Annotated in this window: 16 protein-coding genes; 7 read left to right on the forward strand and 9 right to left on the reverse strand. The window is 73.5% G+C overall.

What is annotated here, in order from left to right; translation table 11 throughout:
• Window positions 1-10 precede the first annotated feature (10 nt).
• Genes AB4Z14_RS05270 through AB4Z14_RS05290 form a run of 5 tightly spaced genes read left to right on the forward strand, consistent with a single transcriptional unit; the run spans window position 11 to window position 10,197 of the window.
• Window positions 11-2,224 carry a hypothetical protein gene (locus AB4Z14_RS05270; protein ID WP_442274280.1) on the forward strand — a complete coding sequence of 738 codons (2,214 nt, stop codon included), beginning with the start codon at window positions 11-13 and terminating at the stop codon, window positions 2,222-2,224.
• Window positions 2,221-3,435, forward strand: coding sequence for a contractile injection system tape measure protein (locus AB4Z14_RS05275; protein WP_442274281.1), 1,215 nt, complete (start codon window positions 2,221-2,223; stop codon window positions 3,433-3,435). The genes AB4Z14_RS05270 and AB4Z14_RS05275 overlap by 4 nt, the downstream gene beginning before the upstream one ends.
• Window positions 3,432-4,781 carry an ATP-binding protein gene (locus tag AB4Z14_RS05280; protein ID WP_442274282.1) on the forward strand — a complete coding sequence of 450 codons (1,350 nt, stop codon included), beginning with the start codon at window positions 3,432-3,434 and terminating at the stop codon, window positions 4,779-4,781. The genes AB4Z14_RS05275 and AB4Z14_RS05280 overlap by 4 nt, the downstream gene beginning before the upstream one ends.
• Window positions 4,778-9,883 (forward strand): hypothetical protein, encoded by a 5,106-nt coding sequence (locus AB4Z14_RS05285; protein ID WP_442274283.1) that lies wholly within the window; start codon window positions 4,778-4,780, stop codon window positions 9,881-9,883. The genes AB4Z14_RS05280 and AB4Z14_RS05285 overlap by 4 nt, the downstream gene beginning before the upstream one ends.
• Window positions 9,880-10,197 (forward strand): hypothetical protein, encoded by a 318-nt coding sequence (locus tag AB4Z14_RS05290; protein WP_442274284.1) that lies wholly within the window; start codon window positions 9,880-9,882, stop codon window positions 10,195-10,197. Before AB4Z14_RS05285 ends, AB4Z14_RS05290 begins: the two co-directional genes overlap by 4 nt.
• A gap of 106 nt (window positions 10,198-10,303) precedes the next feature.
• Here AB4Z14_RS05290 and purB read toward each other — a convergent pair whose 3' ends face one another.
• The 4 genes from purB to AB4Z14_RS05310 all read right to left on the reverse strand — a co-directional run bounded on the left by purB (window position 10,304) and on the right by AB4Z14_RS05310 (window position 13,990).
• Entirely contained in the window at window positions 10,304-11,716 is a 1,413-nt protein-coding gene (gene purB, locus AB4Z14_RS05295; RefSeq protein WP_442274285.1) for an adenylosuccinate lyase, read from the reverse strand.
• Window positions 11,717-11,824: 108 nt separating this feature from the next.
• Window positions 11,825-12,619: a VOC family protein gene (locus AB4Z14_RS05300; RefSeq protein WP_442274286.1), complete on the reverse strand. Its 795-nt coding sequence runs from the start codon at window positions 12,617-12,619 to the stop codon at window positions 11,825-11,827.
• A gap of 29 nt (window positions 12,620-12,648) precedes the next feature.
• A complete protein-coding gene (locus AB4Z14_RS05305) occupies window positions 12,649-13,419 on the reverse strand; it encodes a VOC family protein (RefSeq protein ID WP_442274287.1) in 771 nt (256 codons plus the stop codon).
• A 25-nt stretch (window positions 13,420-13,444) separates the two neighbouring features.
• The gene (locus AB4Z14_RS05310) at window positions 13,445-13,990 is read right to left on the reverse strand and encodes a low molecular weight protein-tyrosine-phosphatase (protein WP_442274288.1); all 546 of its coding nucleotides are present in this window, start codon (window positions 13,988-13,990) and stop codon (window positions 13,445-13,447) included.
• Between the two features lie 159 nt (window positions 13,991-14,149).
• Here AB4Z14_RS05310 and AB4Z14_RS05315 point away from each other — a divergent pair, with 159 nt between their 5' ends.
• Window positions 14,150-14,578, forward strand: a complete 429-nt coding sequence (locus AB4Z14_RS05315) for a YybH family protein (protein WP_442274289.1) — start codon at window positions 14,150-14,152, stop codon at window positions 14,576-14,578.
• A 9-nt stretch (window positions 14,579-14,587) separates the two neighbouring features.
• Entirely contained in the window at window positions 14,588-15,931 is a 1,344-nt protein-coding gene (locus tag AB4Z14_RS05320; RefSeq protein ID WP_442274290.1) for an MFS transporter, read from the forward strand.
• A 146-nt stretch (window positions 15,932-16,077) separates the two neighbouring features.
• On the opposite strand, the gene galE is transcribed toward AB4Z14_RS05320, so the two are convergent.
• Genes galE through cydD form a run of 5 tightly spaced genes read right to left on the reverse strand, consistent with a single transcriptional unit; the run spans window position 16,078 to window position 22,106 of the window.
• Entirely contained in the window at window positions 16,078-17,094 is a 1,017-nt protein-coding gene (gene galE / locus AB4Z14_RS05325) for a UDP-glucose 4-epimerase GalE (RefSeq protein WP_442274291.1), read from the reverse strand.
• A gap of 40 nt (window positions 17,095-17,134) precedes the next feature.
• Window positions 17,135-18,031, reverse strand: a complete 897-nt coding sequence (locus AB4Z14_RS05330; protein ID WP_442274292.1) for a M56 family metallopeptidase — start codon at window positions 18,029-18,031, stop codon at window positions 17,135-17,137.
• 42 nt (window positions 18,032-18,073) lie between these two features.
• Window positions 18,074-18,487: a BlaI/MecI/CopY family transcriptional regulator gene (locus AB4Z14_RS05335; protein WP_442274293.1), complete on the reverse strand. Its 414-nt coding sequence runs from the start codon at window positions 18,485-18,487 to the stop codon at window positions 18,074-18,076.
• A gap of 11 nt (window positions 18,488-18,498) precedes the next feature.
• Window positions 18,499-20,367: a thiol reductant ABC exporter subunit CydC gene (gene cydC / locus AB4Z14_RS05340; RefSeq protein WP_442274294.1), complete on the reverse strand. Its 1,869-nt coding sequence runs from the start codon at window positions 20,365-20,367 to the stop codon at window positions 18,499-18,501.
• Window positions 20,364-22,106, reverse strand: a complete 1,743-nt coding sequence (gene cydD, locus AB4Z14_RS05345) for a thiol reductant ABC exporter subunit CydD (RefSeq protein WP_442274295.1) — start codon at window positions 22,104-22,106, stop codon at window positions 20,364-20,366. The genes cydC and cydD overlap by 4 nt, the downstream gene beginning before the upstream one ends.
• Between the last annotated feature and the right edge of the window lie 2 nt (window positions 22,107-22,108).

Below are 22,108 nucleotides of genomic sequence, written 5' to 3' on the forward strand. Positions count from 1 at the left end.
GAAACCAGCGATGGCAGCCAACCAGTACCCCGTCTTCGTGGACGGCCAGACCCTCACCGAGGCCGAGCTCAACGACCTCAGGGACTTCCTCCACCAGCGCGACCGCCTCGTCGGGCGCCTCGTCGGCTTCGGCGTCAACGCCGGGCTGGGAGGCACGGTCTCGACGCCGACGAACTTGGCCGTCGGGCCCGGGCTCGCGATCGACCAGCGCGGTGAGCCGCTGCTCCTCGGGGTGGAGCAGACGCTGCCCCTGCCGCCTGTCGCCGAGTCGGTGACCTATGACTTCGTCGACGGCACGGCCGAAGGGTTCAGCGTCGTCCTCGAGTCCACCGACGCGATCGAGCCCACCCCGGACTGCGGCGAGTCGGGCTGCGCCGGGCACGCCGAGCTGCACACGCGTGGGGTCGCGCTTCGCGTCGTCGCCGGTCGGGTGACCGGCACGCGGATGGACTTCGCGGCCGAGCCGCTGCTCAGCGTCGAGCCGATCCGGCTCGCCCTCGACTCGTCGCCGATCAACTCCTACCCGACCCTGCGCAACGCCATCGCCGCCCGGCTGACGAACGGCACCTCGCCCCTCGTCGACCCCACCCTCATCGCCAGGCTCCAGGCCACGTCGATCGCGAACTCCGACACGGCTGGCGTCAAGGGCTACAAGTGCGGCTGGCTCAACATGGTGCTCTTCGCGACCCTCGACCTGCTGCGCGTCCGCGCCCTGCTCGCGCTCACCTGGGACCGCGACACGACGCGACCCGGGGTCGTGCTCGGGTGGGTGCACCAGGTCGCCAGCACGTGGGTCTTCGACTGTGCCTACCGGCACGCGTGGGAGCCGCCGCGGGGGTTCACCGAGGCCTTCCTCGGCGGGTCGTGCACCGACCCGGCGGGTGCCTTCCGCGACGAGGTCGAGGCGCTCCTCGCCGGCTACGCGCCGCCCGACCCGGCACCGGTCGGCGACCCCAAGCCGCCCATCGCCTGCCCCGTCGGCTCCATCCGCGTCGGCGACCGGTGCGTCAAGATCGTCTTCCCGCCCAAGGAGATTCCCGACAAGTGGCGGCACACGTGGGTCTTCGACCCGCGCGAGCCGGTCTGGAACCCGCCGATCAAGACCTGGGAGCGGCCCGACGTCGTCTACGAGCGGCAGCCCATCGACGTGCTCGGCGAGCAGGAGTTCCCGCTCACCGACTTCCTCGGCCACGACGCGAACGACGTCAGGACGGTGCTCGGCGGCTTCATCACGGGGCAGGGAGCCATCGCCGACGTCCGCGTCATGTCGGCCGGGGACGTCATGACCCTCGACGGCTACGCGCCCGCCGGTGGCTTCGCGGCCTCGGACTCCGTCGTGCTCGGCACCGACGCGAACGGCGTCGTCGTCTCGACGGGCCGCGTCCCGACCGTGCAGAACGTCCGGACCGTGGGGTCGGCGCTGCCGGCGGCCGTGGGCGCCGCGACCGAGGCGATGGCGGCGGCCACCGAGCTCCGCGGCCTGTCGACCGGCTTCGAGACCCGCCTCGGACAGCTCGACCAGTCGGTCTCCGGGCTCGGCGGCTCGATCTCGACGCTCCAGACCGACTTCACGTCGTTCCGCGGCAGCTTCGACGCGGTGACCATCACGAACCGCCTCGGCGAGCTCGAGTCCGGCATCAAACGGATCGACACGGTGCAGAACCAGATCGACGTCCTCGCCGGCAAGGTCGAGGTCATCTCGAAGTTCGGCGACGGCATCAAGCTCGACCCGAAGGTCGGTGGCGGCGGCGTCATCGCCATCGACCCGAACATCGGCACGCACGTCGGGGGCGGCGTCATCGGCGGCCCCGGCGGCGGGGGAGTGATCAGCGGTCCGGGCGTCGGTGGGATCGGTGGGATCGGTGGGATCGGCGGCGTCGTCGTCAAGCCGTCGGGGCAGGTCGACCGCGACCTGGCCCAGGGGGTCGCCGACTTCGCGCGCACGACCGTGGACGCGCTGCGGTCGCTGCCCAACCCGCGCAACCGCAGCTTCAGCAGGTATGCCGCCGCGGCCGACCGCGCCCACGCCGCGCTCGCGCAGGCAGTGGCGCCACCGGACACGCCGGAGGAGGCGGTCGAGACGCTCGAACCCGCCGCCCTGACGGCGGCGACGCTCGAGGTCCTCGGCACGCTCCGGACCCTCGTCAAGGCCGCTGGCGTCCCGAAGGACGTCGGTCGGCAGCTCGACGCGCAGCTGCGTGACCTCGGGGGCCTGGTGCCGTGACCGACGTGGCCGTCGACGTGCTGCGCCTGCGCGGGCCGGGCGCGCCACGACTCGCGCGCGTCGCGGCCACGACGCTGCCTGCGGCCCTGGACCGGGCCCTGGCCGACGTGGGCGACGTCCGTCTCGAGCACGTGGCCGTGACGCTCGACCTGTCCGTCGACGACTACGACGACGAGACGCTCGCAGTGTTGTGGGCCGAGGCGATCCGCACGCAGCTGCTCGCCGACGGAGGCGGGCGTCGCGACGTCGTCGCGCCGGGTGGGGATCCGCACGCGTCCCGGGGGCAGGGCTCCAGGCTGTCGCCGGTCGACGTCGCCACCGCGGCGGGGCTCTGGAGGGCAACGGCCGGTCCGCGTCCCGCAGCGCTTCCCTCCGCCGTGCTCGCCCTCGCCGACCCCCAGGTGGCGGCGTCGGCCCGCCCGCGGCTCGGCGACGCCGAGTGGAAAGCCCTCGTCGACACGATCGAGAGGGCCCTTGCGCCGCAGGCACGTTCAGGCCCTGCAGCCGCGGCGGAGACGACGCCGTCACGGTCCCTGTCGGACCCGCCCCAGCTGCCTGACGCACCAGCGCCGGACGACGTGTCGACCGGCGACGCACCGACGCCGGAGGCCGTGGCGCCCGCGACGGCGCCGCGCCCTGTCCGTGAGGCCGGGGTGCTCGCCCGGCTCGCGGCCGTCGCCCAGGTCGCGCCCGAGGGCGGTACGCCTGTCGTGCTCGCCGACCTGACCCGGGCGGCCGGCCTCGTGCTGCTCTACCCGTGGCTCGCCGACCACTGCCGTCGTGCCGAGGCGCTGCATCCCCGGCTCGACCCGGTCGACGTCCGCGAGCTGGCGCTCGCCGCCGTCGTCGATCCCGACGACCCGACGCTCGCCGACGACCCGCTCGTCCGCCTCCTCGCCGGGCGGCCACCCGGCGAGGAGGCGGACGAGCACCGAGCACGTATGCCGCTCAGCGGAGCCCGCGAGATCGCCGAGTCCGCGGACGGCGTGCTCGCCGGCTTCGCGGGACTGCTGCCGGGCTTCGAGCGGTCGAGCGAGTCCTTCGTGCGGGCGTCCTGGATCGTGCGCGCCGGACTGCTCGACACCGACCGCGACCCGGTGCTGCTCACCGTCGCGACCCACCCGCTCGACGTGCTCCTGCCGCGCCTGCCCTTCCCGGTCGGCCTGCTCAAGCTGCCGTGGTCCCCGCCGGTCACCGTGAGGTTCCGGTGAGAGCCAGGCCCGAGCCGCTGTCCGGGACCTCCCGGGGCGCGGGCGGGTCGCCGGAGGTCGCCGAGCTGCGGGCGGCCTTCGAGATCCTCGACGCTCTCGTGGCCGTGCGCATCGAGGAGCGGCGGGGTGGCCCCGCCGGGCGACCGCTCGGCATCGAGGGCGACGGTGAGGGGCTGCCGTCGCTCGACCGCTTCGCCGGAGTGGGTCCGCTCGCCGAGCTCGTCACGCTCACCGGACTGTCCGCCGCCGAGGCGGTCATCCTCGTGGCCGCGGTCGCACCTCACGCCGACGAGCGCTTCGCCGTGCGCTACGGCGCCCTCACGGATCGCCTCTCCGTCGTCGGCCTGACCGGCGAGGTGGCCCGCACCCTCGTCGCCCGGTCGTTCCGCGGGCGGCTCGACGCCACCGTCCTGCTCTCGTCGCAGGGCCGGCTGCGCGCGCAGGGGCTGCTGTCCCTCGACCCGCCCGGCGACCTGTCCGGGGTGCTGCGCCCCGACCCGGCGCTGGTCGCCTGGCTGCTCGGGCTGCCCGAGGAGGCGCCGGTCGCGTCGGCGGACTTCCCGGCCCGCCCGCTCACGACCGTCCACACCCTGGCCGACGTCGTCCTGCCCGCGGCGGCCCGCACCCGGATCGACGACCTCGCCGCCCGGATCACCCAGCGCGACACCGTCGTCGACGACTGGGGCTTCGGCGCTCACCACGACAACGCGAGCGGTCTCATCGCCCTCTTCCACGGGCCTCCGGGGACCGGGAAGACGATGACGGCGGCCGCACTGGCAGCGTCGGCCGGCCTCCCGGCATACCTCGTCGACCTCTCGGCGCTCGTGTCGAAGTACATCGGGGAGACGGAGAAGGCACTCGCCAAGGTCTTCGAGCGGGCAGCGCGCGAGCGCTGCGTCCTCGTCTTCGACGAGGCGGACGCGGTCTTCGGGGCGCGCACCGAGGTCGGCGACGCGCACGACCGTTACGCCAACCAGGAGGTGTCCTACCTCCTCTCCCGGGTCGAGGAGCACCCCGGGATCGTCGTGCTCACCTCGAACCTGCTCGCCAACATCGACACGGCCTTCCAGCGGCGCATCCACGTCATGGTCGAGTTCCCCGAACCGGGGCCCGGCGAACGCGAGCGGCTCTGGGCCGCAGTGGCGCCCGCGTCACTGCCGATGGACGCTGCGATCGACCTGCACGACCTCGCGCGCCGCTACCCGCTGACGGGTGCGCAGATCCGCGACGCGACGCTCGATGCCGCCTACCTCGCCGCGTCGAACGGCCGGGTCGTCACGACCGCGCACCTGCTCGACGGCATCCGTCGCCAGTTCGAGAAGGCGGGGCGGACGGTGCCACGGTGAGCACGCCGGTCACGACACGGGCGGGACCGGGTCCCGGCCCGGACGCCGAGCGGGCCGGGGCCGGCTCGACGCGGTCGCCGCGGGATGCCGTCGCGCCGAGGTCACCGGTCGGCGAGGGACCGCCCGTGCTGGGGAGCGTGCCGCGCCCGGTGGGCGATGCCGCCGTCGTCGCGCTCGACCCGGCCACGACCGCCGGCGGCCTGTCGGCCGTGCAGGCCGAGTGGGGCGTCGACGGTGGTGCGGTGGTGCTCAGCGGACGGGGGCCCTTCACCGAGCTGACGGGGCGCGCCGGCTTCCGGTCCGACGGGTCGCTCGACGGCAGCGTCGAGATGCGAGCTCGCGTCGGCCTGCTCGGCCTGCACCTCGGCGAGGCGACCTGGCGGGTCGAGGGCTGGGCGCCCGAGCAGCCTCTGGCGGCCCCGGCCGTGACGCTCCGCGGCACGACGCTCGGCGTCGACCTGCGACCCATCCCGGCGGAGGCCGGCTGGTCGGCGCCCGAGGGCGTCGACGCGCCCCGGAGCGGTGCGCAGGCGACGATCCACCTGCCGGGCGACGCCACACCGCCGGGACTTCCACTCACGCCACGCGTGGCCGAGGTCTACCGGGGACTGCTCGGCGTCGACGTCAGCGGCATCCGTGTCCACCCGGACTCCCCCGTCGCAGGCGCGCCCGCCTTCGTCACCGACGCCGACCTCTTCCTCGCGCCCGGCGTCTACGGCGTCGACAGCCCCGAGATGCTCGCCGTGCTCGACGCCGCGATCAGGGCCGCGCTGGGCGGCCTCCTCGGCGCCGTCACCGGGGAGCCCGCACCGCTCGTGCCACCCGCCCCGCCCGCCCCGGCGGCACCCCCGGCCGACACGACCGTGGTGCCGGCCACCGTCCCGGAGCCCGCCTCGCCGAGCACGGTCGCCGAAGGGGCAGCCGCGCGCACGGGTGAGGCACCCGCGGCCGGTGAGACCGCGGAGCAGGCCACCGCGGCGGTGGCCGGGGCGGGCGCGGCGGGCGCCGAGGCAGGGACCGCGGCGGACGGCATACCCGGCGGTGGCGCGGGGGAGCCGACGGCGGAGGGGGAGGCTGCCCCGGCGGTGGTCGAGCTGATCATGCCCGAGCCGCCCACGACCCTGACCCCCGCGGCCACGGCTCGCGGAGGGTCGGTCGCCGGGGGAGCGCGGAGCGCGGCCGGCGCGGCGCGGGACCTGCCGACGGCCGACGCCAACGTCGCCGACTCCCGTGGCGCGGTCACCGAGCCGGTCGCGGAGACGGCGGCCCGCGCCAGGGAGGAGCTGGCCGCCGAGCTCGGCGAACGACCTGCGCCGAGTCCCGAGATCGTCGCCCTCTGCGAGCGCATCCGGACGGCGATCCGCGAGAACCGGCCCGAGGACGAGGACCAGCTCCTCGAGACCGACCCCACCCACGAGGCCCAGGCGGCCGGCGCCACGATCACGGGGTCCGTGGAGACGCAGACCGCGGAGGTGGGCAGCAGCTACGACGCGATGGGCTCACCCCCCGCGGGGACGCCCGCGCTGACCCCGACCCCGATCGCCGCCCCCTCGCCGACGTCCCCGGGGATGGGCGTCGACGCCGCGGGTGCCGCCCCTGACCCGATCCCGCCGGAGAACACCTCACTCGACGCCGATGTCGCCGCCACCGACCAGCGCATCGCCGACGCGGGCATCGACACCCGGGTCACGCAGGAGATCCCGGACGGGCCGTTCGCCGAGGCGCGCGCGGCGCGGGGCGAGCTCGGGGCTGCTGCGGCGCGGACGCCGCAGCAGATCCAGGCCGAGCAGCAGCAGGCCATCGACACCGCGCAGGGAGACATGGCGGCGCTGCAGCAGCAGGCGGTCGCTGCGATGCGGGCCTCGCGGTCCGGCACCGTCGGCGCCGTCGGTGGCGCCCAGGGCGGCATGGTCACCTCCGAGGAGCAGACGCGCGAGTCCGTCTCGACCCGCGCCCAGGGCATCTACGACCAGGCGCAGACGCAGGTCAACGCCCTGCTCGAGCCGCTGAGCCGCACCGCGATCGCCCGCTGGGACGCCGGCCTCGCCCGGCTCTCGCAGGACTTCCACGACACGCTCGACCGGGTCAAGCGCTGGATCGACGACCGGCACTCCGGCGTCGGCGGCGCGATCCTCGCCGTCGGCGACTACATCGGCGGCCTGCCCGACTGGGTGACGGACGAGTACAACCGCGCCGAGCGCGAGTTCGGCGACGGCGTCTGCACCCTGCTCACCGACATCTCGAGCGACGTCAACGGCGTCGTCGCCGCAGCGCAGGCCGTCATCAATCACGCGCGCGACGACATCGACACGGCCTTCCGGGCCATGGAGGCAGAGTTCCCCGAGTGGGCGGCGCAGGAGCGGGCGCGGTTCTCCGGGATGCTCGACGGCCTCAGCCAGCGCGTCACCGACGCCCAGACGAGCTTCGTGCGGGACGTGTCGCAGCGAGCCGTCCAAGCGGTGAACGAGGTGCATGCCGAGGCGCAGGCCCGCCGGGACGAGGCCGGCGGGCTCATCGGTCGGGTCGTCGCGGCCATCGAGGAGTTCATCGACGACCCGGTCCGCGCCATCATCAACGGGCTGCTCCGTCTCGTCGGGATCCCGCCGGCGGCCTTCTGGGCGTTGATCGCCCGCATCGAGCAGGTCATCTCCGACATCGCCGACGACCCCGAGAACTTCATCAACAACCTCGTCGCCGGGGTCAAGCAGGGCTTCGAGCAGTTCTTCGACCACTTCGGCACCCACGTGCTGCACGGCTTCTGGGACTGGCTCTTCTCCGGCCTCGAGACCCCGATCCCGATGCCCCGGGACTTCTCGGCGCGCTCGCTCTTCTCCTTCGCGCTCCAGCTCATGGGCGTCACGTGGCCGCGCGTCCGCGAGATCCTCGTGCGGCACATCGGGCCCACCGCGGTCGACGTCATCGAGGCCGCGTGGCAGCTCGTCTCGGTCCTCATCGAGCGCGGGCCCGAGGGGCTCGTCGAGCTCGTCAAGGAGCAGCTGACTCCCGAGAACATCGTCACCATGATCCTCGAGGCGGCCGTGCAGTACCTCGTGGAGACCCTCATCCAGCAGGTCGTCGTCCGCGTCATCGGGATGCTCAACCCGGTCGGTGCCATCGCCCAGGCCATCGACCTCATCTACCAGGTGTGCTCGTGGATCTTCCGCAACGCGGCGCGGATCTTCCGGTTCGTCGAGGCCGTCGTCAACGGGATGGCCGACGTCATCGCCGGCAACATCGGCGGCCTGGCCGCCGCCGTCGAACGCTCCCTCGCCTCGCTCATCCCGCCCGTCATCGACTTCCTCGCCGGCCTCTGCCACCTCGGTGGGCTGCCCGGCGAGATCGCCGACGTCATCACCCGCATGCAGGCGGTCGTCTACGCCGCGATGGACCGGGTCATCGGCTTCCTCGCCGAGCGGGGGCGGGCGCTGCTGGCGCGCATGGGGATCGGCGGCAACCCGGAGGAGGGTGGCCACAACGACGACACCGAGCTCGGCACGACGGTGCGCTTCAGCGCCGCCCACGAGGCGCACCGGCTCTGGTTCGAACGCAGCGGCTCGGGCGCGCACCTGATGGTGGCGTCCACCCCGACGACGATCCCAGACCTCATCGTCGAGTGGAACCGCAGGCTGGCCGCCGACGAGCCCTCCGACCCGGATCTTCGCTCCGAGGCCCGCAACCTCATCATCAACCTGCGCGGCGACGCGGCCACGGCCGACGCCGAGGCGAGCCGGCTCGTCGGCCAGTTCGACGCCGCGAGCCGGGACACGACGCACCAGACCGCCGCACCGGACGACAACGCCCTCGAGTCGAGTGAGCGCTCCATCGCGTCGACGCTGGACCGCCTCTTCACGATCTTCGGCGAGGGCGACCGAGCCCAGCAGATCGGCCAGATCCGGGCGTCGCTCCCGGTGAAGGGGCTCGAGCAGACCGGGCTCGTCGTCCAGAGCTGGATGGCTCGGTTCATCGAGCCGACGAGGGCGAAGCCCATCGAGGGCGCCGAAGGGCCGGTCTGGAGTGCGGCCGACTTCACGGCGGATGCGCTCCAGCCCTCGGAAGTGTTCGGCTCCGGCACCAACCACGCCGCCCTGCTGAGCTTCTTCGAGGCCGGCGTCGACCGGCGCGGAGGCGCGGACTCGGATGCGTTCCGGTCCTACGCCTTCGAGAACATGTCGGCACCCCACCCGGTCCGTCGTAGGTTCCTCACCTCGCTCGGGTCACGCACCGCGTCGCAGCTGCGATCCCTCGGCACTGACCGCCTGACCGGCACGGGTGACAGCGACCTGCTGACCAAGGTCCGGAGCATCCGCTACAGCTCCAGCGGTGGAACGGGGTACGGATCGTTCGAGCCGTGGCCGAGCAACCCCGTGTCGGTTCTCGTCCACGGAGTGGTGACGAGTGCGGGTCCCCTCGAGGCCTTCCGCGCGTTCGTCCAGGGTTTGACCGTGGGAGCCGTGTCCTACGACGAGTTCCGCGCCGAGCTCGAGCGCGACCAGACGGCTCGGACCTGGGTGGCGGGCCAGATCCGCGACGTCCGGGCCGGCCAGCACGAGTGGCTCCCCGTCTCGATCGGCTACGAGGTGCTCCACCACGCGGTCGAGACGAGCCGGCAGGATCTGAGGCAGGCGCTCGGGTGGATCTCCCTCCTCGAGTCCCTGCGCAGCCCCACCAACGGGATCCTGTGGCGCATCACGAGGGACCCGATCCTCGTCCCGGGCGGTCCGGTGGAGGAAGGCACCCAGATCGGGGCGCAGGGGCACGTTGCCTCACTCTCACTCGAGCGGTTCAGACTCGTGCAGGACGGGCTCACCACGGGGACCGGAGACTTCCACGGCGCCCTGCGCACGTTCTTCCGCCAGAACCGCGGGCTGGAACCGGCTGCCTGGGTCGACGCGCTGCTGGCCCACCTTCCGTCGATCATGTGGACCGGGTCGAACGTCGCGATCCCGGGCGAGCTGCGCTCCAGACCGATCGGTGTCTTCTATGCGATGCCGTCCGGGGTGTTCGCGCCCGACCTGACGGTGGCGCAGGTGCAGGCGGAACAGCAGGCCCGGTGGGAAGAGATCCGAGCGGCTTTCCTCGCAGCGAAGGCAGGGATCCGGTGAGCGACGAACCCGACGACACGGCATACGGCCCCGGGACGCGGTGGGTCGCCCAGCGCACCGGGCGCACACCCGAGGAGCTGACGGCGTCACCGGCCGCGGCGGTGGCCGCGGTCGGCGACGCCGTGCGCGAGGTGGCGGCGCTCGCCGCCCGGCTCGAGTCCCAGGACCCCGAGGTCAGGGCCGCGGCGCAGGCGGAGGCCGACGCCCTGCGCCGGCAGGTCGAGACCGAGCCGACCACGGGGGAGCGGTTCGGCTCGCGTGTCGCCCAGGTGCTCCGCGACGCCGCCGAGCGGCTCGACCGGCCACGCAGCTGAGCCCGGCCACGAGGACACAGCAAGCTGCGCCCCGGCGCCGTCGCCCGCGGGGACAGCCGGCCGGAGCGGGACTTGCTGTGTCGTGCGGGCCCGCGGGCGTATGCCGTCAGGCGAGGTAGTCGTCGACGAGCCGGCTCGCGAGGGCCGTGTAGGTCTGCGGCGTCAGGGCCACGAAGCGGGCCTCGACGTCGGCGGGCAGCCTCAGCCCGCGGACGAACTCGCGGAGGTCGTCACCGTCGATGCGGCGGCCGCGGGTCAGCTCCTTGAGCCGCTCGTAGGGCTCCTCCATGCCCGGAACCCCCTGTGCGCCAAGGGCCCTCATCGCCGACTGGATGGGCTCGCCGAGCACCTCCCAGTTGGCCTCGAGGTCGGCTGCCATGCGCTCCGGCACGGCGTCGAGACCGGCGAGGCCGCGGCCGACGTTGTCGAGCGCGAGCATCGAGTGACCGAAGGCCGTGCCGATGTTGCGCTGCATGCTCGAGTCGGTGAGGTCGCGCTGGAGGCGGCTCTGCACGAGCGTGCCGCCGAGCACGTCGAGCAGGGCGTTGCTCACCTCGAGGTTGGCCTCGGCGTTCTCGAAGCGGATCGGGTTGACCTTGTGCGGCATCGTCGAGCTGCCGACCGTGCCCTGGCCGCGCACCTGCGCGAAGTAGCCCATCGAGATGTAGGTCCACACGTCGGTGCAGAGGTTGTGCAGGATGCGGTTGAAGCGCGCGACGTCGGCGTAGAGCTCGGCCTGCCAGTCGTGGCTCTCGATCTGCGTCGTCAGCGGGTTCCACGTGAGGCCCAGTCCCTCGACGAAGGCGCGCGACGCCGCGGGCCAGTCGACGTCGGGCAGCGCGAGCGCGTGCGCACCGAACGTGCCGGTCGCGCCGTTGAACTTGCCGAGGTACTCCTGCCCCTCGATGCGGCGCAGCTGCCGGCCGAGGCGGTGCGCGAGCACGGCGAGCTCCTTGCCCATCGTCGTCGGTGTCGCGGGCTGGCCGTGGGTGTGCGCGAGCAGCGGCACGTCCTTGAGCTCGCGCGCCAGGTCGGAGACCTGCGCGACGAGGGCCTGCGCCCGGGGCAGCCACACCTGCTCGACGGCGCCCTTGACCATGAGGGCGTAGGAGAGGTTGTTGATGTCCTCGCTCGTGCAGCCGAAGTGGATCAGCTCGGCGAGACCCTTGTCCTCGTCGGCCGGGGCGATCGCCGTGAGGCGCTTCTTGAGGAAGTACTCGACGGCCTTGACGTCGTGGACGGTGACCCGCTCGATCTCGCCGAGCTCGGCGACCTCGTCGGTGCCGAAGTCGTCGACGACGGCTCGCAGCGCAGCGATCTCGTCGTCGGTGAGCTGCCGCACGCCCGGCACGACGCCGTGGCTCGTCTGGTGGATGAGCCACTCGATCTCGACGTGCACGCGCTGCCGGTTGAGCGCCGCCTCCGACAGGTGGTCGACGAGGGGCGCGACGGCGCCGCGGTAGCGACCGTCGAGCGCCCCGAGCGCGATGGGCGGGGTTGCGTCAGCGAGCGAAGCCATGCCGCCATCCTCCCAGAGCGCGGGGAGTGGTTCGTATGCCGTCCGGCGCGGTCGGTGGGTGCCGCGCGGTCCGGGCCCAGCGGCATACGCCCTCGGTCCGCGGGGACCTCAGTCGGTGGTGCGCTGCTCGGGGAGCTGCATGACGGAGAACGTCTCGCCCTGGGGGCCCGCGACGAGCGCCATCCGGCCGTAGGGGGTGTCGAAGGGCGGTTGCATGACGGTGCCGCCGAGGGCCGTGAGCCGGTCGGCCGCCGCGTCGGCGTCGGCGACCGCGAAGTAGGCCATCCAGTGCGACGGCACGTCGGCCGGTGCCGCGTCCGGGATGGCGCCGATGCCGCCGACGGGCTTGTCGCCGTCAAGCGTTGCGACGGAGTACCGGAAGCCGCCCTCGCCGATCTCCTGCAGGCGGTAGCCGAAGACGTCGGAGTAGAAGGCCTTGCTCGCCTCGTAGCTGCGGCTCATCGACTCGGCCCAGCAGAGGGACCCGGGCTCGTCGACGAGGTCGGTGCCCGTGTGCTCCTTGGCCTGCCACAGGCCGTAGGCGGCCCCGGCCGGGTCGGCGCCGACGGCGAGGCGACCCACCTGCAGGACGTCCATCGGCCCGAGGAAGAAGACGCCGCCCGCCGCCCGGGCGCGCTCCGCCGCGGCGTCGACGTCGTCGGTCGCGAGGTAGACCGTCCACGCGCTGACCTGGCCCGGGTCGTCCGGGTTCTTGGCCATGGCGCCCGCTACGACGTGGCCGTCCTTGCGGGCCATGACGTAGCCGCCGGCCTCGGGCGGGAGGTCCTCGAAGGTCCAGCCGAAGAGGCTGCCGTAGAAGTCGCGGGCACGGTCGAGGTCGTCGACCATGACGTCGGCCCAGCACGGCGTTCCGGGTGCGAAGGACTCCTCGTGGACGGGCACGGGCGGCTCCAGGTGTGTTGGTGTTGTGGTCAGTCGAGGTCGGGGACGAGGAGCGAGAACACGTCTCCCTCAGGGCCGCTCAGCACCGCACCCATCCCGTACGGCCCGTCGAACGGGCCCTGGAGCAGCGTCGCGCCGAGGTCGAGCGCACGCGCCAGGCCCGGCACGACGTTGCGCGTCGCGAAGGACGCCACCCAGTGCGGCGGGATCTCGGCCGGCCACTCGCCGTCGATCTCCGCGAGGCCGTAGGCCGGGTTGCCGTCGCCGGTGTGCGCCGTCGCCCAGCGTGGGCCGCCGGCTTCGGTCTCGTCGGTGAACTCGTGGCCGAAGACGCCGAACTGGAAGTTCTGCACCATCTCGTAGTCGCGGGTGAGCAGCTCGTTCCACGTGAGCGACCCGGGCTCGTCGAGGATGCCGCTGCCCGGCAGGTCACCGGGCTCCCAGACGCCGAAGTACGAGCCGCCGGGGTCGACGGCGATGAGTGTGCGGGACAGGGCGCCGATGGAGACGGGCCGTCCGAGGGTGCGTCCGCCGTAGGCGTGGATGGCTCGCGCCGCGACGTCGATGTCGCCGACGCGGAGGTAGGTCGTCCACTGGCTGGGGATCGCTGCCGTCTCGGGCTTGCGGCTGATGCCGGCGACGGGGTGGCCGTCGAGGAGCGCCATCGTGTAGCCGCCGGTCGCGGGGTCGCCGGCCAGCCAGCGCCAGCCGAAGAGCTCGCTGTAGAACGTCTGGGCGCGGGGGACGTCGCTGACGAGCAGGTCGACCCAGCACGGGGAACCATAGGGATAGTCGGGCACAGTCAGATTCAGGTCTCGCATCGGGTCAGGGCTGCTCCGTGTCGCGCTGGGAGTGTGCGCGTCCGGCCAGCCGGCCGTCCAGCTGGTCCCTGACGTGGTGAAGGATGCCATGACAGGCCGCCTCCACCTCTGCGAAACACCGGGCGAAGTGCTCGGGACCGCCGTACCACGGGTCCCCGGTCTCGAGGGTGCCGGCGGCGACGGCCTCGGGGTCGAACTCACGCACGAGCCGGATCTTGCTGCGGTTGTGCGGGGTACGGGCGAGCCGCTGCAACGTGCGCACGTGTCCCTCGTCCGAGGCGAGGACGAGGTCGAGGTCGTCGAACTCGTCGGGGTCGAACTCTCGGGCCCGGTGCCGTGAGCCGTCGTAGCCGTGCTCGGCGAGGACCTCGACGGTGCGCGGGTCGGCGTGCTCGCCGACGTGCCAGTCGCCGGTGCCGCTCGAGCTGACCCGGACGTCCTCGGCGATGCCGGCGTCGTCGACGAGGCGCTGGAGGATCACGTGACCCATGGGAGACCTGCAGATGTTGCCGCTGCACACGAAGGTGACGTGGAGTGGGCGAGACGACATGGTGCCCATTGAACACCGCGGATCGGGCCCCGAGGCCCGAAGCGCGGTCTCACCTCGTCACGGTGTCGCCGAGCGGGTGGCGGAGGCCTTCGCGTGGCCGGTTCTGGGGTTGGCTGTGTGGCCGGTGGGGCTGTCGGTGGCTGGTGGGACGGTGTGACCATGACGACGACCGCGCACCCGTCCGCCGTGGGGGCCAGTGCCCCCGAGGCCCTCGAGTCCTGCTTCGCCGCCTGCGTCGCCGCCGGCGACCTCGACGGCATCGTGGGGTTGTATGCCGCCGACGCCGTCGTGAGCCTTCCGCGCGGTCGCGAGGCGGCGGGCTCCACCGCCATCCGCTCGGCGTTCGCTGCCGCATTGGCTGCGGGCGTCCTCGGTCCGGTCGGTGAGCCGGCGCAGGCGGTGTCGGCCCGCGCCGTCGTGACCGGCGGGCTCGCGATGACGACGTCGACCACGCCCGACGGCACGGTGCGCACCCAGGTGGCCCGCCGCACCGTCGACGGACGCTGGGTGTGGGTGCGCGACGGCTCGCGACTGCGCGACGTCGAGGCCTGCCTCCCCGCGCCGTCGGGCGACCTGGCGGTGGCGTAGTTTCACTCTGTGACCGATGCACCCCCAGGCCCTGAGGCGCCCGCCCCGGCCGCTCGTCGGTCGCACTTCGTCGACCTGACGCCGCTGCGGGTCAGCCCGCCCTTCGCCCGGCTCTGGTTCGGCAACACGCTCGCCGGCATCGGCACGTTCGTCACCAACACGGCGGTCGGCCTGCACATCTACGACCTGACGCGCTCGACCTTCATGGTCTCCCTCGTCGCGTGGTTCTCCCTGCTGCCGATGATCCTCGCCGGGCTCTACGGCGGTGCCATCGCCGACCGCTTCGACCGGCGCGCGGTGGCCCTGTCCGCCTCGACGGTGGCGTGGGCCTCGACCGTGGTCCTCGCGACGATCGTCTGGCTCGGGGCCGAGCAGGTCTGGATGTTCTACGTCATCACCACGGTCAACGCCGTCGCCGCGACGATCGCCTCGGCCACGCGACAGGCGATCACGCCGCGACTGCTGCCCAAGGAGCAGCTGCCCAAGGCCGCAGCGCTGCTCGGCATCTCCGCGGGGATCATGGTGACGGTCGGCCCGGGCATCGCCGGCGTGCTCGTCGCGCGGGCCGGCTACGCGTGGACCTACACCGTCGACGTCATCCTCTTCTTCGCCGGCTTCTTCGGGCTGTGGACCCTGCCGCGCATCCGGCCCGAGGGGGAGCGGCCGACCACCGGTGGCTTCCGTTCGGTCGTCGACGGGCTCGCGCACCTGCGGCGCGCGCCCAACGTCCGGATGAGCTTCATCGTCGACATCATCGCGATGACGTTCGGCCAGCCGATGGTGCTCTTCCCCGCCGTCGGCGCGATCGTCATCGGGGGCGGGTCGGTCACGGCCGGCATCCTGCTCGCGTCGTTCGCCGTCGGCGGGATCCTCTCCAGCCTCGGGTCCGGGCGCGTGACGGGCCTGCGCTGGCAGGGCCTCGCGATCCGCAACGCGATCGTCTCCTACGGCCTCGCCATCCTCGGGTTCGGCGTCGTCCTCGCCGTCACCGAGCTCGGCGGGCACGCGGTGCAGTCGATGGACTTCGGCGACGCCAACCGGTGGGCGCTCGCGCTCGCGGCCCTCTGCCTCGCCGTGGCCGGCGGGTCCGACAACATCAGCGCCATCTTCCGCCAGTCGATCCTTCAGGCTGCCGTTCCGGATCACCTGCGCGGTCGCACCCAGGGCGTCTTCACGGTCGTCGTCACGGGCGGACCGCGTCTGGGTCAGATGTTCGCCGGGACGCTCGCGACCCTGACGGCGACGTGGGTGCCGTCCGTCGTCGGCGGTGTCCTCGTCGTCGTGCTCGTCATCGCCTCCGTCGCGCGGGTGTCGTCCTTCCGCCACTACGACGCCCTCGACCCCCAACCCTGACCCACCCACCCCACCCCACCCCGCACTCGAGTGAGCGCTCCGTCCCACTCGAGTGAGCGCTCCGTCACACGATCGTGGGACCGGTGTGACGGCCTACTCACTCGACTGTGGTTGGGCGCTCACTCGAGTGGGGGGCTGGGCAGGGGTCAGGCGTCGGGGTAGCCGGTGGGGTTGGCGCTCTGCCAGCGCCACTGGTCGACGCACATGTCCTCGATGGTCCGCTCCGCCCGCCAGCCGAGCTCGGCGTGGGCACGGGACGGGTCGGCGAACGACTCGGGCAGGTCACCGGCACGGCGGCCGACGACCTCGTAGGGCAGCTCGTGGCCGACCGCCTGCTCGAAGGCGTGCAGCACCTCGAGGACGCTCGTGCCGTGACCCGTGCCGAGGTTCCACGTCGAGACCGGGTCGTCGACCTGGCCCAGCTTGGCCAGCGCCGCGAGGTGGCCGGCGGCGAGGTCCTCGACGTGGATGTAGTCGCGCAGCGGCGTGCCGTCGGGGGTCGGGTAGTCGTCACCGAAGACGAGCAGCTTCTCGCGTCGGCCGACCGCGACCTGGGCGATGAACGGCATGAGGTTGTTGGGGATGCCCTGCGGGTCCTCGCCGATGGTGCCGCTCGCGTGCGCGCCGACCGGGTTGAAGTAGCGCAACAGGGCGATCCGCAGCGACGGGTCGGCCGCGGCGACGTCGCGCAGGATCTGCTCGATCATCACCTTGGTCCAGCCGTAGGGGTTGGTTGCCGCGGTCGACATCTCCTCGGTGAGCGGCGGGCTGTTGTGGCCGTAGACCGTGGCCGAGCTGCTGAAGACGAGCTTCGTCACGCCGTGGCGACGCATCGCGCGCACGAGCGAGAAGGTCGAGACGAGGTTGTTCTCGTAGTACTCGAGCGGCAGCTCGACGCTCTCGCCGACGGCCTTGAGCCCGGCGAAGTGTATGACCGCGTCGATCTTCTCGTTGGCGAAGAGGTGCTCGGTCTTGTCGTGGTCGCGCAGGTCGAACGACCGCACGTCGAGGTGGGTGCCGGTCAGGGCCTCGAGACGGTTGACGACCGTCGGCTTGCTGTTGCCGAAGTTGTCGACGATGAGCACCTCGTGCCCCGCCGCGACGAGCTGGACCACCGTGTGCGAGCCGATGTAGCCGGCTCCGCCGCTGACGAGTACGCGCATGGCGCCACCCTATCGAGGCGCCCCGGGCGTCGGCAGGCCCTCAGACGAGCGTGAGCTCGGCGATCGCGCCGAGGTAGAGCGCGAGCGGCGTCGCGATGAGAACGGCCGACACGGCATACATCATCACCGCGACGGCGGGGATCGGCAGGCCGGCGATCTGCTCGGCATCGAGCAGCCCGATGCGTGCGGTGGCCACGCGCGTGCTGTCGGCCATCGCCATGGCGCCGGCCGGCTTGGGGCCGCCGGCCATGGCGACGATGGCGCGCCCGGTGCTGACGGCCCCGGCGTGACGGACGGCGGCGCGGTCGGCGAGGACCTCGATGAGCAGGTGCACCTCGCGCAGGGCGTCGTCGCAGCGCAGGAAGCCGGGCATCGCCTCGTGGACGACGGTGAAGAACTCCATGACGAGGTCGTGGCGGGCGCCGAGGTGGGCGCGCTCATGGGCGAGGACCGCCGACAGCTCGTCGGGACCGAGCCGGTCGAGGGTGCCCTGCGTCAGGACGACGCGACGACGGACCCCCGGGACGCAGTAGGCCGTCGGGGTCGTGTGCTCGAGGACGCGCATGTGCCGGTCCGCGCCCTCGCCGGGGACCCCGAGCAGGTCGACGAGGTCGCGGTGGCGACGGCGCGCCGCGCGCAGGTTGCGCCCGACCCGGTCGCCCGAGAGGAGCAGCCGCACGGCGACGACCCCGCTGAGCGCGGCGGCCACGGCGAGCGTCACCCAGTGCTCCGAGAGCCGCACCTGCCGGCCGACGAGCAGCGGGATCGCCGCGGGCGCCGCGAGCAGCGCGGCGAGCACGGCGGCGACGGCGGTGGACTGCCACAGCACGAGCGCAGCCCGGGGCGCCCGGCGCAGCGACGTCGCCCGGGCCAGGACGCGCGGCACCGGCCACGCGAGCAGGACCGCGAGGACGACGAGGGACGCGACGACGAGCACAGTCAGGTGGTGCGGCGGGCCGCAGAGCGGGTCATCGGTCGGTCAGCGCCTCGCGCCGTCGGGGCGCCGCGCCTCGAGCTCGGCGAGCGCGGCCTTGAGCTCGTCGATCTCCTCCGGGGTGGACTCGTCGAGGAAGTGGAGCAGCGCGGTGCGTCGCTTGTCGCCGGCGAGCTCGCCGAGCGTGTGGTGCAGCGACTCCGACGTCAGCTCGGCGCGGGTCGACGCGGCGGTGTAGCGCCAGGCGCGGCCGTCGCGCTCGCGGTGGACGAGGTCCTTCTTCGCCATCCGGTCGAGGACCGTCATGAGCGTCGTGTAGGCGAGCCCGCGCTCGACACCGATCGCGTCGTGGACCTCACGGACGGTGCGCCCCTCGGGGTGGGCGTCCGCGGTGGTCCAGAGCTCTTCCATGACGACACGCTCGAGGTCGCCGAGACGGTTGCGGGGTGTGCTGGGCATGGCGTTCCAATCTACCGACGGGGTGGGTCGGCTTCGTGCGTGCGGTCGCCCGAGTGGGGGACCGGGTCTGCGGTGGTCGGGGACATCGTCCCCGACGGCGGGCGGCGCGCCTCGAGGACACGGTCGAACAGGTCGGCCCCGTCGTCGCGGTGGGTCACCATGATGATCGTCTGCGCAGGCGCGTCCGTGCCCGCCACCCCTGTCGTACCCGGTGCGCTGCCGAGTCGCGTCAGGTCCTCGACGACGGCGCGGGCCGTGGGCGGGTCGAGGTGGGCGACCGGCTCGTCGAGGAGGACGACGGGGCGGCCGCTGACGTGCGCCCGGGCGATGCCGAGGCGGGCTCGCTCGCCGCCGGAGAGCCCGCGGCCGGTGGACCCGAGGGTCGTGTCGAGGCCGTCGGGCAGACCCTCGAGGAGCGTCGTGAGGCCGGCGGCGCGGAGGGCGCGCTCGACGTCGGCGTCGTCCGCGTCGGGCCGGGCCAGCGTCAGGTTGTTGCGCAGGCTCGTGGCGAAGACGTGGGTCTCGTCGTCGACGACGGCGATGCGCGCGCGGGTCTCCTCGAGGGGCTGGCGGAGCACGTCGGTCCCGCCGAGCCGGTAGGTCCCGCCCGACGGGTCGAGGTGGCGAGCGAGCACGGCCAGCAGGGTCGACTTGCCGCTGCCGTTGGGTCCGGTGACCGCGATGCGACTGCCGGCGGGCACGTCGAGGTCGGTCGGGCCGAGATCGGTGCGCTCGCCCGTCCACGAGGCGGTGAGTGCCCGCGTCGTGACGCCACTGCGTGCGTATGCCGTGTGGTCGGGCCGGGTGCCCGACGTGTCGTCGAGCGCGGGGCCGGGCTCGGCGGCTGCGTGGCGGGGCTCCGCGGCGACGGCCGGGGCGAGGTCGAGCAGGGCGTCAATGCGGCGCTCGCTGCCGCGGGCCCGGGCGAGGGCGCGCATGGCGTCGACGAGGGGGGTGATCGCCTCGGAGACGGCGACGGGTGTGAGCACGAGGAGTGCCTTGACCGGCGTCGACACGGCGAGGTCCTGGGCGATGACCGCCGTGGCAGCGACCGCCGCGCCGACGGCGACGAGGAAGAGTGAGGCGGCGGCCGCCCGACCGGCACTGATGCGTCGGGTGACGCGGTCGAGGGCGCTGTGGGCCTCGTCGAGCCAGCCGAGCGCCGTCGCCCAGCCGCCGACGGCACGCAGCTCGCCCGACTGGCTCGCCATGAGCTCGCTGACGCGGGTCACCTCGGCGCGGGCCGCGAGCAGCTCCGGCAGGGAGCGGGACTCGAGGCGGGTCGCGAGCAGGCTGATGAGGCAGACGGCGACGCCGAGCCCGAGCATGACGAGGCCGACGGGTCGGGACAGCACGAGGGTGAGCGCGATGGCGATGCCGCCCGCGACGGCTGTCGAGATGACCGGCACGGTGACCCGCACCTGCGCGTCGACGACGTCGGTGAGGTCGTCGACGACCCCGGTCAGCACGTCGGAGCGGCGGCGTCGCCCGAGCCGGGCGGGCGTGAGTGGCACGAGTGCCTCGTAGGCGGAGGTCCGTCGCTCGGCGAGCATCTCGAGCGCGGCGTCGTGGCTCGTCAGGCGCTCCCAGTAGCGGAAGACGGGTCGCGCCATGCCGAAGGCGCGCACCATGACGATGGCGGTGAGGAGGGTGAGGATGACCGGCTGCTGTGACGCCCGGACGATGAGCCAGCCCGAGGTCGCGGTCAGGGCCATGCCCGACGCCGTGGCGATGCCGCCGAGCAGGCCGCCGCGCACGGTGCCGGCCGAGGGCCACCAGACCCGCCGCCGCCGCGAACCGGCGGTTCGAGGTGATGCCGGCACCGACGTGGGGTGCGCGATCACCTCGAAGCGGGCGTCAGGAGAGGACGCGGTGCTCATCGGTCGCCCTCCTCTCCCGCGGTTCGAGGTGATGTCGACAGCGACGTCGCCTCCGGGATCACCTCGACCGAGGAGGCGTCTGCGGCGGCGAGGACGAGGTGGTGGTCGGCGTGCGCGAGCAGCTCGTCGCGGTGCGTGACAGCGACGACGACACGGCGCTCGGCGAGCTCGGCGACGAGGGCGGCGACGTGCTCGGCGCCCTCGGGGTCGAGGTGCGCGGTCGGCTCGTCGAGGAGCAGCAGCGTCTCGGGGGCGAGCCAGGCGCGGGCCAGGGCCAGCCGCTGGCGCTGGCCGGCGGACAGGCCGAAGCCGTCGTCGCCGAGGTCGGCGGACAGCCCACCGGGGAGCGCCGCGACGACACCGTCGACACCGACGGCGCGCAGGGCCTCCCAGAGCTGGTCGTCGGTGGCCGGGTGGCCGATCGTCAGCGCCTGGCGCACCGACCCGGTCGAGAGGAACGGCCGCTGTGTCACGTAGTGCGACGGAGGAGCCTCGACGGTTCCGGCCCCGGGGCGGCGCAGACCGGCGAGCAGGTCGAGCAGCGTCGACTTGCCGACGCCGGACGGCCCGGTCACGACGGTGAGGCCTGGACCCGCCACGAGGTCGAGGTCACGGACGACGGGAGCCGGCGACCCGGCATACGCGTACGTGAGGCCGGCGAGGCGCACCTCCCCGACCCGCCCGAACTCCGGCACCACCCCACCGAACGCGGCGTTCGGTCGCGAACGCGCTGTTCTATCAGTGAGTTCGGCACCGAACGCGGCGTTCGGTGCGGGGGTCGAGGGGGATCCGACTGCGGCGGGGGTGGGGTCGAGCTGGCCGAGGATCGCGTCGAGGGCGACGGCTCCGTCGGCGGCCGCGTGGTACTCCGCCCCGACCCGACGCACCGGCCAGTACGCCTCCGGCGCCAGGAGGATCGCGACGAGTCCCGCGCCGAGCGCCATCGAGCCGTGCGAGAGGCGCAGGCCCACGGTGACGGCGACGATGGCGACGGAGATCGTCGCGAGCAGCTCAAGGGCAGCGGACGACAGGAACGCGATGCGCAGGGTCTCCATCGTGGCGCGCCGGTGCCGGTCGCTGACCTCGCGCACGGTCATGGCCTGGCGGTGGGCCCGTCCGTAGGTGACGAGCGTCGGCAGGCCGCGGACGACGTCGAGGAAGTGGCCGGAGAGCGAGGCGAGGGCGGCCCAGCGGCGTTCCGTCGACTCGGCCGTGGCCTTGCCGATGAGTGCCGCGAAGACGGGCAGGAGCGGCAGCGTCAGCGCGACGACGAGCGCACTCGGCCAGTCGACGACGACGAGCGTCGCGATGGCGAGGACCGGCACGACGGCTGCGGTCACGAGCGTCGGGAGGAAGCGGGCGGCATACGGCTCCACGGCCGCCGTGCCCCCGGTCGCGAGCAAGACGGCGGCGCCCGGCTCGAGCCGCGCGTCGGCGTCGACGGTGCCCCAGCGGCGCAGCAGGGCCGCCCGCAGCGCCGACGAGACGGAGACGCCCGCCCAGGCGGCGACCCGCTCCGTCGTCGCAGCGAGGAAGGCCCGCGCGACGAAGAGCCCGAGCAGCCAGGTGAGGGGCGACGCGAGGTCGGTCCCCTCGACGACCGCGACGACGACCGCCGACAGCGCGAAGGCCGTGGCGATCGTCGTGACACCGCTCGCGATGCCGGTCGCGGCGAGGACGCCGACGGGCCTCCGGGCGGCAGGGACCGCCCGGAGGAGTCGTGGGTCGAAGGGCTTCACGG

Origin of the sequence: Terrabacter sp. 2TAF16 (genome assembly GCF_052115065.1) — a bacterium.
In the GTDB taxonomy this organism is placed as follows: Bacteria; Actinomycetota; Actinomycetes; order Actinomycetales; family Dermatophilaceae; genus Terrabacter.